The 12949-nt window shown below is 72.1% G+C and carries 10 protein-coding genes; 6 read left to right on the top strand and 4 right to left on the bottom strand.

The window, feature by feature from the left end; all coding sequences use genetic code 11:
- Positions 1–2 precede the first annotated feature (2 nt).
- From AB0C35_RS10170 to AB0C35_RS10185, 4 genes are all read right to left on the bottom strand, one after another.
- Positions 3–1205 (bottom strand): polysaccharide biosynthesis protein, encoded by a 1203-nt coding sequence (locus AB0C35_RS10170; protein WP_358452708.1) that lies wholly within the window; start codon positions 1203–1205, stop codon positions 3–5.
- A gap of 2 nt (positions 1206–1207) precedes the next feature.
- Complete coding sequence (locus tag AB0C35_RS10175) at positions 1208–2356, bottom strand: DegT/DnrJ/EryC1/StrS aminotransferase family protein (RefSeq protein ID WP_358452709.1); 1149 nt, start codon at positions 2354–2356, stop codon at positions 1208–1210.
- Between the two features lie 4 nt (positions 2357–2360).
- Complete coding sequence (locus AB0C35_RS10180; protein WP_358452711.1) at positions 2361–3794, bottom strand: hypothetical protein; 1434 nt, start codon at positions 3792–3794, stop codon at positions 2361–2363.
- Positions 3795–3919: 125 nt separating this feature from the next.
- Positions 3920–4582 carry a response regulator transcription factor gene (locus AB0C35_RS10185; protein WP_358452713.1) on the bottom strand — a complete coding sequence of 221 codons (663 nt, stop codon included), beginning with the start codon at positions 4580–4582 and terminating at the stop codon, positions 3920–3922.
- A gap of 321 nt (positions 4583–4903) precedes the next feature.
- On the opposite strand from AB0C35_RS10185, the gene galE reads away from it, so the two are divergent.
- The 6 genes from galE (at position 4904) to AB0C35_RS10215 (ending at position 12928) form a co-directional block, all read left to right on the top strand.
- Complete coding sequence (galE, locus tag AB0C35_RS10190) at positions 4904–5908, top strand: UDP-glucose 4-epimerase GalE (protein WP_358452715.1); 1005 nt, start codon at positions 4904–4906, stop codon at positions 5906–5908.
- A gap of 1591 nt (positions 5909–7499) precedes the next feature.
- The gene (locus AB0C35_RS10195; protein WP_358452717.1) at positions 7500–8603 is read left to right on the top strand and encodes a hypothetical protein; all 1104 of its coding nucleotides are present in this window, start codon (positions 7500–7502) and stop codon (positions 8601–8603) included.
- 313 nt (positions 8604–8916) lie between these two features.
- Positions 8917–9414, top strand: a complete 498-nt coding sequence (locus AB0C35_RS10200; RefSeq protein WP_358452719.1) for an Lrp/AsnC family transcriptional regulator — start codon at positions 8917–8919, stop codon at positions 9412–9414.
- Positions 9415–9532: 118 nt separating this feature from the next.
- Entirely contained in the window at positions 9533–10792 is a 1260-nt protein-coding gene (locus AB0C35_RS10205) for an acyl-CoA dehydrogenase family protein (RefSeq protein ID WP_358452721.1), read from the top strand.
- Positions 10793–10799: 7 nt separating this feature from the next.
- Positions 10800–11519 carry a TetR/AcrR family transcriptional regulator gene (locus AB0C35_RS10210; protein WP_358452722.1) on the top strand — a complete coding sequence of 240 codons (720 nt, stop codon included), beginning with the start codon at positions 10800–10802 and terminating at the stop codon, positions 11517–11519.
- 191 nt (positions 11520–11710) lie between these two features.
- Positions 11711–12928, top strand: a complete 1218-nt coding sequence (locus tag AB0C35_RS10215) for a phosphotransferase (RefSeq protein ID WP_358452724.1) — start codon at positions 11711–11713, stop codon at positions 12926–12928.
- Positions 12929–12949 lie beyond the last annotated feature (21 nt).

Raw genomic sequence — 12949 nt, forward strand, 5'->3', positions numbered from 1 at the left:
GCTCACCTCTGATCACGGGTCACCCCACAGGCCGGGTGGGGACGCCGGGCCGGGCGGTACTCCGGCAGCAGGCGGCGCAGCAGCAGCCGCACCTGCGCCGCGTCGCCCGCCTCGGCCGCCGCGGCGAGCGCGTCGAGCAGCCGCGGCAGCCCGGCGGGCGGCGGCACCGGCCGGGTTCCCCAGATCTTCGGGTGGGCGGTGCGGATGCGCCGCTCGGAGTCGGCGAACGCCTTCTCGGTGAGCTTCTCGCCGGGCCCGAGCCCGCTGAACCTGATCGTCAGCGCGGGCGAGCGGAGCTGCGCGGCGTACCGCTGCACGAGGTCGAGCACCGGGACGGGACGTCCCATGTCGAGCGCGAACGTCTCCGCCTCCTCCGCGAGCGCCGCCGCCTCGATCAGCAGGCCCGCCGCCTCCGTCACCGTCATGACGTGCCGCGCCGCCTCCGGATGCGTGATGGTGATGACCTCTCCGGCCGCGATCCGGTGCGCGAGCCCGCCGCTCGCGCGCGGGCCGAGCAGGCCCAGCGGCGCGCTCGGCGCGCCGATGACGTCGCCGACGCGGACGGCCGCGAAGCACGTCGGGCCGCCGGTCGCCGTCTGCAGCAGCAGTTCCCCGAGCCGCATCGTCGCGCCCAGCACCGACGTCGGCTCCGCCGCCCGGTCGGACGAGACGAGCACGAGCCGCCGCACCCCGTGCCGCACCGCGCTGTCGACGACGTGCCGGGTGCCGAGCACGTTGTCGGCGACACCGCGGCAGGGGTCGTCCTCGACCGCCGACAGCCGGTTCTGGCCCGCCGCGTGGAAGAGCAGCTCGGGCCGCGCCGCCCCGACGACGCAGTCGACGCGGTCGGCGTCCCGAACGTCCGCCTCGGCCAGGGTGACGCGGACGTCCGGGCCGCCGCCCGGCCTTTCGGCCAGCTCACGGGCGAGCCGCTCCAGCCCGCGCCCGTCCTTGTCGACGAGGCACAGCGCGTCCGGGCCGAGCCGCCGGATCCGCCGGCAGAGCGCGCCGCCGACCGTCCCGCAGGCGCCGGTGACGAGCACCCGCCGGCCGCGGAGGAGGCGCAGCCCGCGCGGGTCGGAGAGGACGATCTCGTCCCGGTCCAGCAGCAGCGCGAACGGGTCGGCGGGCGGCGCGGCCGCGGCGGGCGCGGCCCCCGTGGCGCCCAGGATCCGGCGGAGCCGGTGCGGCGAGAACCTGCGCACGGTCAGTTCCGGGTCCGCAGGGCCTCGGTGAGCGCGGCGACGACCCGGTGCTGGCCGTCCTCCGTCAGTCCCGGATAGAGCGGCAGCGACAGCAGCTCCTCCCCGACGCGGTCGGTCACGGGCAGCAGCCCGCACTCCTCCTCGCCGAGGAGCCGCCGGTAGGCGGTCAGCTGGTTGGCCGGGATGAAGTGGACGGACGTCCCGATGCCCGCCGCCTGCATCGCGTCGCCGACCGCGTCGCGCTCCGGTATGCGCACCTGGTAGAGGTGCCAGGCGTGCTGGACGCCGTCGAGGCTGCCGCGCTGCGGCAGGACGACTCCGGGCACCCCGGCCAGCGCCTCGTCGTAGCGGGCGACGAGCTCGGCGCGGTCCCGCTGCCAGCCCGGCAGCGAGCGGATCTGGGCGCGTCCGATCGTCGCCTGGGCGTCGGTCATGTTGGCCTTCAGCCCGATGTCCTTCACGTCGTACCGCCAGCTTCCGCCCGGCAGGTAGCGCTTCCACGAGTCCTTGCTCATCCCGTGCAGCCGCATCGACCGGACCCGGTCGGCGAACTCCTCGTCGCTCGTCGCGACCGCGCCGCCCTCGCCGATCGGCATGTTCTTCGTCGCGTAGAAGGAGAAGCACGCCGCATACGACGACGACCCGACCGGGGCGCCGCCGCGCGCCGCGCCCGGTCCGTGGGCGGTGTCCTCCACCACCCTGCTCCGGTCGAGGCCGGCAGCCGCGGCCAGAGCCGGCACGTCCACCGGGTAGCCGCCCTGGTTCTGGGTGACCATCGCGGCGGGCTTCACCCGGGCCGCGGCCGCGGCGACCGTCTCCGGGCTCGGCACCAGCGTCTCCTCGTCGATGTCGACCAGGACGGGACGGTGCCCGGCGTGCAGGATCGCGTTGATCGCGCCGCAGAACGTCAGGCTGGGCGTCAGCACCGGCGACTCCGGCGGCAGGCCCATCGCGCGGAGGCTCAGCTCCAGCGCGCTCGTGCACGAGGCGACCGCGACGACGTGTGCGGCGCCGAGGTGGTCGGCGAACTCCTGCTCGAACGCGGCGGTCTCCGGGCCCGTGGTGAGCCATCGGGAGTCGAGCACCTTGGCGACCGCGTCGGGCACCCCGTCGGTGAGCGGCGGGACGCAGAACGGAACGGCTGGACTCATCTGGCTACTCCTTGTTCTTCCGCCCCTTGGCGGGTTTGCGCGAAGTCGACCGTGATGTCGCCTTGCGTGATGTGGCCACGACGCCGAGCAGCGGCCAGCCGGAGGCGGCGACCAGGTCGCGGACCGTCTCCAGTCCGGACACCGTCGTCACCGGCCCGACCGCTACGACCACGCCGACCGTGTCGTCGGCGCCGGGGTCGATGTCCTCGAACGCGTGCACGTGGCACAGCCGGCGGACCGGGACCGGCTGGGTGACCTCCGACGGCGACACCCCGCCCGACCTCTTCGTCATGACGGCGGCGCTCCCGCCGGCGCGGACCACCGACGTGCCGCTCCGGCCGCCGTGCCCGCCGCTGTTCAGCGACGGCCCGTCGCCGTCCGCTCGGGGCGGACCGCTCGTGCCGGGCTCGCCGCCCACGCCGCCTTCCCCGGGCTCGCCGTGCTCCGGCCGGGCCGCGACGAGCTTCGTCTCGTTCCCGTACACCGCCGCGGCCACCGACGACACCAGCTCGGCGGGCAGCGGCCCCGGCGCGCCGACCAGCGTGACCCGGCCGACGTCCTCCTTCTTCGCCGCCAGCCGCACCCGCCGGCCGAGGTCGGCGAGCTGCGCGGGACCCCCGTCGGCCCAGCCGAGCAGCGGGACGCCGAGCCGCCGCGCGACCCGCCGCTGCCCCGGAATCGTGGGCCGGACCATCTCCGTCACGACCGCGATCAGAATCCCGCCGACCAGCCCGACCAGCCCCGCGATCGCCGACATCATCACCATCGGATCCGACTTCGGGGCGAGCACCGCGGGCTGCACCACCGACGCCGTCCCGGCCGAGGTGAGCTGCGTCAGCAGATCCGAGCGGTTCGACCGCAGGTCCGTCAGCTCCGACTGCACCCGCTCCCGCTCGTTCGCGGCCCCGATGTCCGGAACCGGCCCGGCCGCCCGCCGCGACAGCGGCCCGAGACGGCCCTCCAGCTGCCGGGCGCGCTTGTCGATCTCGTTCAGCCGCTGCCTGATCGCGCCCTGGTTGGACGCGTTGATCTCCTTGACGACCTCGGCCCCGATGGCGTCCGCCAGCTTCCGCGCCACGACCGGGTCGGCGTCCTTCACCGACAGCTCCACGACCGTGGACGTCCCGAGCCCGGACACGCCGATGGCCTTCGCGAGCTTCGGGACCGACCGGTCGATCCCCTGCCGCCGCAGCACCTCCCGCAGCAGGGTGTCGCCGGTCGCGAACGCCTTCACCTGGCTGACCACGATGCTCACGCCCGCGTCCCCGGTCGCCGCGTCGGTCGCCTCGCCGCCGGCCTGCAGCCGCGACTTCGCGACCGACGGCGGCTGCTGCGCGCTCATCAGGAGCGCCACCAGCGTCAGCGGGAGAACTGTCATGATCAGCAGGACCGCCCAGTAGCTGCGAACCACCCGCGCCGCGACTTCGTCGATCTCCACGAGCTTCCCTCCGGCTTCCGTCACGGCGAGCGTAAGAAGGCCCGGCACCGGAGCAATCGCCCAAAAGACGACCCCGGCCTACGCCGTTTGCACCAGGAAGGACCCCGGGGAACGCGGGGCCCGCGTCAGCGGTGCGACGGCCGCATGCCGGCCCGCATGGCGAGGGTGATCGCCTCCAGCGCGGAGTGCACGTCGAGCTTGGCCAGCAGGTTCTGCGTGTGGGTGCGGACGGTGTTCGCCGAAAGGCCCAGCCGTTCGGCGATCTCCGCGCGGCCCAGGCCGTCCACCATGCACTGCAGGACCTCCCGCTCGCGCGGCGTCAGCTCCGCGAGCAGCCGCGCGCCGCCGTCCGGCTCCCCGTCGTCCCGCATGAGGCGGCGCAGCACCTCGCCCAGCACGTCCGGCGGGATCCAGCCGCCCCGCCGGGCCGCCGACCGGATCACCCGGGCGACCAGGTCGGCGCTCTCGGTCTTCTCCAGCCAGCCCACGGCGCCGCGCCGGACGGCCTGCATTAGCGCGTCCAGGTCGCTCATCGCGGTCAGCACGACCACCCGGAGGTCCGGGTGCGACTCGCGGACCCGGTCCAGGACGTCCAGGCCGCTCTCCGCGCCGAGCGTCAGGTCGAGAACGAGCACCTGCGGGCGCTCGGTGGCGGTCAGCGCGAGTGCGCGCCGCACGTCGGAGGCGATCGGCAGGATCACCAGATCGGGCTCGCGTCCCAGCCGCGCCGCGAGGGCCTCGGCGAAGAGCGCGTGATCGTCCACGATGAGGACGCGGATCGGTTGCATGCACCGACGATGACCGGCGCCGGAGCCGAGCGGATCCCGCAAACGCTGTACTCGCGTCGGACGACGCTCCCGGACGACGCCCGTCCGGACGCCCGTTCGGACGCCGTTCGTTTTGGACGTCCGTATGCCGCGCCGCCACGCTCCGCGATCTTCGCTGGTGACGGCCCCGGAAGAACTCGTGCGCGGACGCTCCGGCGTTAGCGCGGGTTCACCCGCGTCCGGTGCCGGTCACCTGGCGTGCTGGACGTTGACCGTCCGGGTTCGCCTGCTGATCCTGTGCGTGACCATTCAGGGGACGCACTGGCTATCAGGGGATGCCACATGAAAGTCCTGATCACCGGGGGAGCCGGGTTCATCGGCAGCACCATCGCCTCCGCCTTCGCCGAACGCGGGGTGACGCCCGTGGTGCTCGACAGCCTGATCACGGGCCGGCCGGAGTTCGCCGACGGAAAGATCTTCTACCGGGGCGACATCGGCGACGGTGACCTGGTCGACGAGATCTTCCGCGACCACCCCGACATCATCGCGACCGTCCACTGCGCCGCGCTGATCGTGGTGCCCGACTCGATGACCGACCCGCTGCGCTACTACCGGGTCAACCTCAGCAGGACCCTCGACCTCGCGAACCACCTCGTCCGCAACGGCTGCGACCGGATGATCTTCGCGTCCACCGCCGGGATGTACCGCCCCGAGCCGGACCTGTCGGTCTCCGAGACGTCGGCCCTGGAACCGCAGAACCCCTACACCCGCTCGAAGATGATGGCCGAGATCCTCCTGGAGGACCTCACCAACGCCTACGGCCTGCGCGTCATCTCGCTGCGCTACCTCAACCCGATCGGCGCGGATCCGCAGCTGCGCACCGGACTTCAGAACAGCAAGCCCACGCACGCCCTCGGAAAGATGATCGAGTGCCATGAACTCGGCGTCCCGTTCAAGATCACCGGCGTGAACTGGGAGACCCGCGACGGCACCGCGATCCGCGACTACATCCACGTCTGGGACATCGCCCGCGCCTTCTACGAGGCCGCGCTCCGCTTCGACTCCATCATCCCGCCGCTGGGGAGCCGGCCCGGCTACCAGGTCATCAACCTCGGCACCGGCGACGGCACCACCGTCCGCGAACTCGTCGAGGCGTTCCGCGAGGTCGTCGGCGACTCGTTCCAGGTCGAGGAGGCCCCCGCCCGCCCCGGCGACGTCGTCGGCGCCTACGTCGACCCGGCCAAGGCGCGCGAACTGCTCGGCTGGAAGCCCGAATACACCATCGAAGACGCCATCCGCCACTCCCTCCAGTGGTCCGCCCGCCGACGCGAACTCACCGCGTCCTGATCCGTCGCCCAGGCCCGCCGGGCCCATCCGCGGTCTCCGCCGGATGGGCCCGGCGGGCCTGACTCATCGGGTCCGCTTCATGCCCTGCCGGGCGCGCACAGCCCCCACGGAACCGGCCGTCAGGACGTCCCCGGCAGACGCCTGCTATGTCGCGTAAAGAAGTCGATGGTTACTCTATGTGTTCATTTAGCTGCGTACCGTTGTAGTGTCGCTGTTCTGTACGCATGGGCCAGGTGTGTGGGCTGAGGACTCATGAAACGAGCGTGTAGTAACAGGCGTGTCCGGATCATCAAGGTGTCCGCGGTGATCCTGGCGGCGTCGGCGATGGTGATCGTCCTGGAGGCGCGAACGGAGCTCGTTCGCGCCTGCGGCTGTGCCGTCGATCCATCTTGTTCCTCGACGGCGTCACCCGGCGATGGGCCCGTCCCGGAGAGCGTTCCGCCCTCCGGCGGGCGGACGGCGCCGGAGAGCCATTTTGCCGAGGGCGGGAATCTCGACCAAGATCGAGCCATTTCAATACCAGTGGACGACGGCGGCGTCGCGTTTAAGTTAAGTCTCTATCGGGGCCTTGGCGGCGGCGTGACAAGTTCGTTGACCCAGGATGGTCTGGCGCTCACATTCGAGGGTGGAGCCGGTGTCGGCGGGTCATTTTCCGTGGGCTCCGTCGGTGGACGCCCGGAAGCCGGACTTTCCTTCGAGGTGCGAGCCTCGATGAACAGCCGGTTCCGCCTTGTCAGGCCGCCTGACTTCGGTCTCACGCTCTCCGGGGACGGCACGTTGCAGGCTTATATGGACGCCAAGACCGGTCAATTCCGTACACGTTTCCGGTCCCGGTCGATTTCGCTGACCGGGGAAGACGTCCGGGGGCGGACCGAGGCGCCGATGACCCGGAGGTCATGGAGTCTTGGCACAGAGTTCAAGGTCGCCGCCGCCTACACCGTCAAGGTCCCCCTGGGAGGCCTCTCCGACGTGTGGACGTGGATGTTCGGCAGCGTCCCGGACGACTGGAACTCCCGCGCCCCGCCCGCGCACTCGGTCAGCCACCTGGGCTGTGCGGCGGTGCTCGGCCGCGCCGTGATCAGGCGCCCCTCCTTCGTCCGCCTCCGTGGAACCGGGCGCTGGGCGGGCGCTGCGGGTCGCTACTCCAGACCGAGGGCAGTCCGCGTCCTCTGGGTGCCGAGAGGGGGCCGGAGAACTCGTTCGGGCCTTCCCCGCGGAGCGGGGCCGACGGCGAGGGCGTCGTGGACACGCCCGCACGATGGATCGGCCTCCACTGTGCCGGATGACGAGGAGCCTGCCTGAAGTGCGGGTGTCGCAGCGGTGCGGATGACAACCGAACCGTAGGCCGCCACACCACACTCGCGGCCATTAGTGAAGGGGCTCAGGGCGCTTACTCCGGCCGTCCGGCCCTATACGCCGATGGCACCGGAAAAGTGAAGTTGCTCGTTCTGTAAAAGTGACGGTAAGTCTGATTCTTACCGTTTGGGGTATGTTGCGATAATGGCCGCCGAGATTTAAGCTCGCGCAACCGCCTTGCTATGATCAACGAGTTCGCAGAACGCGAATCGATTCACCACAAGGGGGAGAAGGAATGAATCGCATCGCTCGCGTGGCGACGGTCGTGGGGCTGGCCATGGGGGGCAGCCTTCTGGCCGTTCCCGCAGCGTCGGCCGAGGCCAAGGCGCCGCAGGACATCAACATCTACATCAACCCGCATTACACCATCAACCCGCACTACATCTCCGAGAACGGTCCCGGCGACCAGAACTACGCCGAGATCAACAAGTCGCCCGGCACCTCGGCGAAGAACGGGTTCAAGCCCGTGAAGACCGGTGACATCAAGCAGAACGTGCACGGGAAGAAGGTCGGCCCCGTAGCGCTCGAGGTCGAGGGCCCGGAGCAGGACGTCGAGGCCGGCGCCGCCCAGGAGCAGGGGGCGGCCGAAGCGCAGGGCGCCGCCGCGCAGGAGCCGGCGGCCGCTGAGGCGCAGGGCGCTGCCGCGCAGGAGCAGGAGCAGGGTGCTGCCGAGGCGCAGCAGCCTGCGGCGGCTGAGGCGCAGGGCGCTGCCGCGCAGGAGCAGGAGCAGGGTGCTGCTGAGGCGCAGCAGCCTGCGGCGGCTGAGGCGCAGGGCGCTGCCGCGCAGGAGCAGGAGCAGGGCGCTGCTCAGGAGCAGCAGCCGGCAGCCGCTGAGGCGCAGCAGCCGGCGGCGGCCGAGGCGCAGGGCGCTGCCGTGCAGGAGCAGGAGCAGGGCGCTGCTCAGGAGCAGCAGCCGGCCGAGGCGCAGGGTGCCGCGCAGCAGCCTGCGGCGGCCGAGGCCCAGGGCGCTGCCGCGCAGGAGCAGGAGCAGGAGCAGGGTGCTGCTCAGGAGCAGCAGCCGGCCGAGGCGCAGGGTGCCGCTCAGGAGCAAGGTGCTGCTGAGGCGCAGCAGCCTGCGGCGGCCGAGGCTCAGGGTGCCGCTCAGGAGCAGGAGCAGGGCGCTGCTCAGGAGCAGCAGCCGGCGGCGGCCGAGGCGCAGCAGCCTGCGGCGGCCGAGGCTCAGGGTGCCGCTCAGGAGCAGGAGCAGGGCGCTGCCGTGCAGGAGCAGGAGCAGGGTGCTGCTGAGGCGCAGCAGCCTGCGGCGGCCGAGGCTCAGGGCGCTGCCCAGGAGCAGCAGGGCGCCGCTCAGTACGAGGCCCAGAACCAGGGCATGCTGTAACCCGGTTCGAGAAATGTCCAGCGGCCGGCGGGTACGCCGGAACCGCGCCAGTGGGCTTCTCTTGCCGGCCCTCCCTCTCGTAGGGATGGGTGATCCGCCCAGCGTCCCGGCTCGGCGACGGTGCGGCGGCGAGCGCAAGAGCCCACGTCATGCCTCGCCGATGGACGTCGGCGGGGCATGACCTTGTCGAGATGGCGGTACTGGACGTCCGAGGCGCCGGCCCGCCCATGATGGGCGCTCGTGCAGGATGGTGGGTCGATACTTGAGCGGATCGCTCAGGTAGGAACAGACCGCGTGACGGAGCTGAGCGTTCGTGACCCGCCCCACCCTCCTCGACCTGCAGATCCTCCGCCGCCTCGTCGAGCAGCCCCGCATCGGTATCACCGAACTGGCGGCCAGGCTCGGCATCGCCCGCAACACCGCCCACTCCCGCGTCGACAAGCTCGAACGCGACGGCGTCATCGGACACCGCGGCCGTGAGGTCGATCTCGGCGCCATCGGCTTCGAACTGACCGCGTTCGTCACCCTCGAAGTCGCCCAGGGCCGCCTCCGCGAGGCCGCCGTCGCGCTGGCCGCGATCCCGCGCGTCCTGGAGGTGCTCGGTATCACCGGCCAGGGCGACCTCCTCGTCCGCGCGGTCGCGCCGAACGGCAAGCAGCTCCATGAGGTGATCGATTCGATCCTCGCCTGCCCCGGCGTCCGCCGCAGCACCACCTCGATCGTCCTGACCCACCAGGTCCCGTTCCGTGTGGGCCCGCTCCTGGAGGACGAGGAGCGCCGAGCCCGCGAGGACCAGAAGCCGGGACGCTGACGCGCGGGTCCGCAGCCCCCCGCCCCCCGGCCGGGGTCACGGCCGGACCGCCTTCCGCCCTCTTCCTTCCGGGGTGAAGTCGGTGGCATGCTGACTGAACAAAGGTTAAGGAGATTTTATGGATTTCCACCTCCCCGCGGAGCTGACCCGGCGGCTCGCGGAGCTGGACGCCTTCATCGAACGGGAGATCGCGCCGCTCCAGTCCCAGGACGACAACGAGCGCTTCTTCGACCACCGCCGCGAGTACGCGCGCACCGACTTCGAGAACGGCGGAGTGCCCCGTCCCGAGTGGGAGGAGCTGCTCGGCGAGATGTTCCGGCGCGCCGACGCGGCGGGGTGGCTGCGTTACGGGCTGCCCAAGGAGGTCGGCGGCTCCGACGGGACGAACCTCGACATGGCGGTGATCCGCGAGCACCTGGCGCACAAGGGCCTCGGCCTGCACAACGACCTGCAGAACGAGGCGTCCGTCGTCGGGAACTTCCCGTTCGCGCACATGCTCCTGGAGTTCGGGACGCCCGAGCAGAAGCAGGAGTACCTGGAGCCGATGCTCGCCCGCGAGAAGCGGATCGGCTTCGGCCTCACCGAACCCGAGCACGGCAGCGACGCCACCTGGATGGAGACCTCGGCCGTCCGCGACGGCGGCGACTGGATCATCAACGGCGCCAAGCGGTTCAACTCCGGGATGCACTCGGCCACCCACGACGTGGTCTTCGCCCGGACGAGCGGCGAACCGGGCGACGCCAGGGGGATCACCGCGTTCTTCGTCCCGACCGACGCGCCGGGCTTCTCGGTCGACTTCCACTGGTGGACGTTCAACATGCCCACCGACCACGCCGAGGTGACCATCCGCAACGTGCGGGTGCCGGACTCGGCGGTCTTCGGAGCGGAGGGCGAGGGCCTGGCGGTGGCGCAGACGTTCGTCCACGAGAACCGGATCCGGCAGGCGGCCTCCGGCGTCGGCGCCGGGCAGTACTGCGTGGACCGCAGCGTCGAGTACGCCCGCAGGCGCGAGACGTTCGGCCGTCCGCTGGCGACGCGGCAGGCGATCCAGTGGCCGCTGGTCGAGCTGCAGACCGAGGCCGAGATGCTGCGGGGGCTGATCCGCAAGACGGCGTGGGAGCTGGACCGGCTGCCCCACATGGAGATCAGCGACCGCGTCTCGATGTGCAACTACCGGGCCAACCGGTTCGTCTGCGAGGCCGCCGACCGGGCGATGCAGGTGCACGGCGGTCTCGGCTACACCCGCCACACCCCGTTCGAGCACATCTACCGCCACCACCGCCGGTACCGGATCACCGAAGGGTCGGAGGAGATCCAGATGCGCAAGGTCGCCGGTTACCTGTTCGGCTTCGCCGGTCCGAACAGGGCGAAGGACTGAGCCCATCATGGACCGACTGGTGCCCGACCCGGACGCGTTCCCGCCCTCGGCCCCCGCCGGAGCCGTTCCGGCGGGGGAGGAGGCGCCGACCGGCCGACCGGTCAGGGCGCCGCGCGCGTCCAGGGCCGGCCACGGGCCCAGGGCGCAGCAGGGACCGGGCGAGGCCGGGATCCTGCGGGCCGCGGTCGCCGTGATGACCGAGCACGGCTACCACGGCACCTCGGTCCGGGACATCGCGATGCGCGCGGGGATCAGCCCGCCCGCGCTCTACTACCACTTCGAGTCCAAACAGGAGGTCCTGGCGACGATCATGGAGCGGGGGATCGAGGCCCTGCTCCGCGACAGCCGCGCGGCGCTCGCCGCGGCCGGTGACGAGCCGGCCGGCGGGCTCGGCGCGCTCGTCGAGACGCACGTGCTGTTCCATCTGCGGGACCAGCGCGGCACGATGCTGGGCACCAGCGAACTGCGCGCGCTGCACGAGCCGGTCCGCACCCGCCACATCGCCAAGCGCCACCAGCAGCAGCGGCTGTTCGACGGTGTGATCACGCGGGGCGCCGAACTCGGCGTCTTCACCACGCCGATCCCGCTGGAGGCGTCCAGGGCGATCGTCGTGATGTGCACCGGCGTGGCCGCCTGGTTCTCGCCGGACGGTCCGCTCAGCCGAACCGAGGTCGCGCGGAACTACCGGCGGCTCGCGCTCGACATGGTGGGCGCCCGCCTCCCCTGACGCCCGCGTTCCGGAGGAGACGGCAAGACCGAACGTTCGTACAGGAAATCTTACGGAAAAGCGTGGTCACCGACTGAGACCGGCTTCGCCCGCGACCACCGCCCCCGGCGCCGGCGAGCCGACCAGGGAGGAAAGCATGGAAGACCACCGTGAAGGCGTCCGCTCCTTGCTGGAGAAGAGGGAGCCGAACCATGTCGCCCACTGAATCCCGTCCCGGCACCGGGGCCGAGCCGGTTGACGCCGAGCCGAGCGGGGCCGAGCCGGGCGGGGCCGAGCCGAGCGGGGCCGAACCGCTTGGCGCTGAACCGGGCGGCGCTGAACCGGGCGGCCCTGAACCGGGCGGGGTTGAACCCGGCGGGGCTGAACCGGGCGGGGCCCAACCCGTATGGGGCATTGACCGGGAACGGGTCGGGCGCTGGCTCAGCGCGAACGTCGACGGGCTGGTCGCGCCGGTCGAGTTCGCGCTGGTCTCGGGCGGCCGTTCCAACCTCACCTACCGGGTCACCGACGCCGCGGGCGCCGCGTACGCGCTGCGCCGCCCGCCGATGGGCGGCGTGCTGCAGACCGCGCACGACATGGGACGGGAGTGGCGGTTCATGACGGCGATGGCGGGCACCGGTGTCCCGGTCGCGCCGCCGCTGGCGTTCTGCGACGACACCGGCGTCGCCGGCGCCCCGTTCTACGTCATGGGCTTCGTGGACGGACTCGTGCTCGCCGACGCCGACGCGGCGGCGCGCCTGGATCCGGCGGCGCGGGCACGGGCGGGGGAGAGCCTCGTCGAGGTGCTCGTCGCGCTGCACGTCCTCGACCCGTACGAGCAGGGCCTCGACGCGATGGTGCGCTCGACCGGGTACGCCGAGCGGCAGCTGCGGCGCTGGCATCGCCAGATCCGCCAGTCCGACGTCGCGCATCTCGCCCTGCTCGACGAGGTGCACGACCTGCTCGCCGCGCACGTCCCGACGCAGCGGACCGGGATCGTCCACGGCGACTACCGCCCGGGCAACCTGGCGTTCGGCCCCGACGGCACGGTCCGCGCCGTCTTCGACTGGGAGCTGGCGACCTCGGGTGAGCCGCTGGCCGACGTCGGCTACCTCCTGGCGACCTGGCAGGAACCGGACGATCCGCAGCCGGTGGGCACCCCCGGCCCCACCGTCGTGCCCGGATTCCCGTCCAGAGCGGACCTGGTCGACCGGTATGCGCGGCTGTCGTCCCGCGACGTGTCGGACGTCCCGTACTGGGTCGCGTTCGCCCAGTGGCGTTCCGCCTGCATCAGCGTGGGCGTGCGGGCCCGCTACGCGGCCGGGCACATGGCAGACGACGGCTACCGGGAGGAGGCGCAGGCCCGCGCCGACCAGGAGATCCGCCTGGCCGAGGCCGCCCGCGACGCCGTCCGCGGCCCGGCGGCATGAAAGCGACGTGACGAGCGACCG

It is taken from the genome of Spirillospora sp. NPDC048819 (assembly GCF_040650055.1).
Classification (GTDB): domain Bacteria; phylum Actinomycetota; class Actinomycetes; order Streptosporangiales; family Streptosporangiaceae; genus Spirillospora.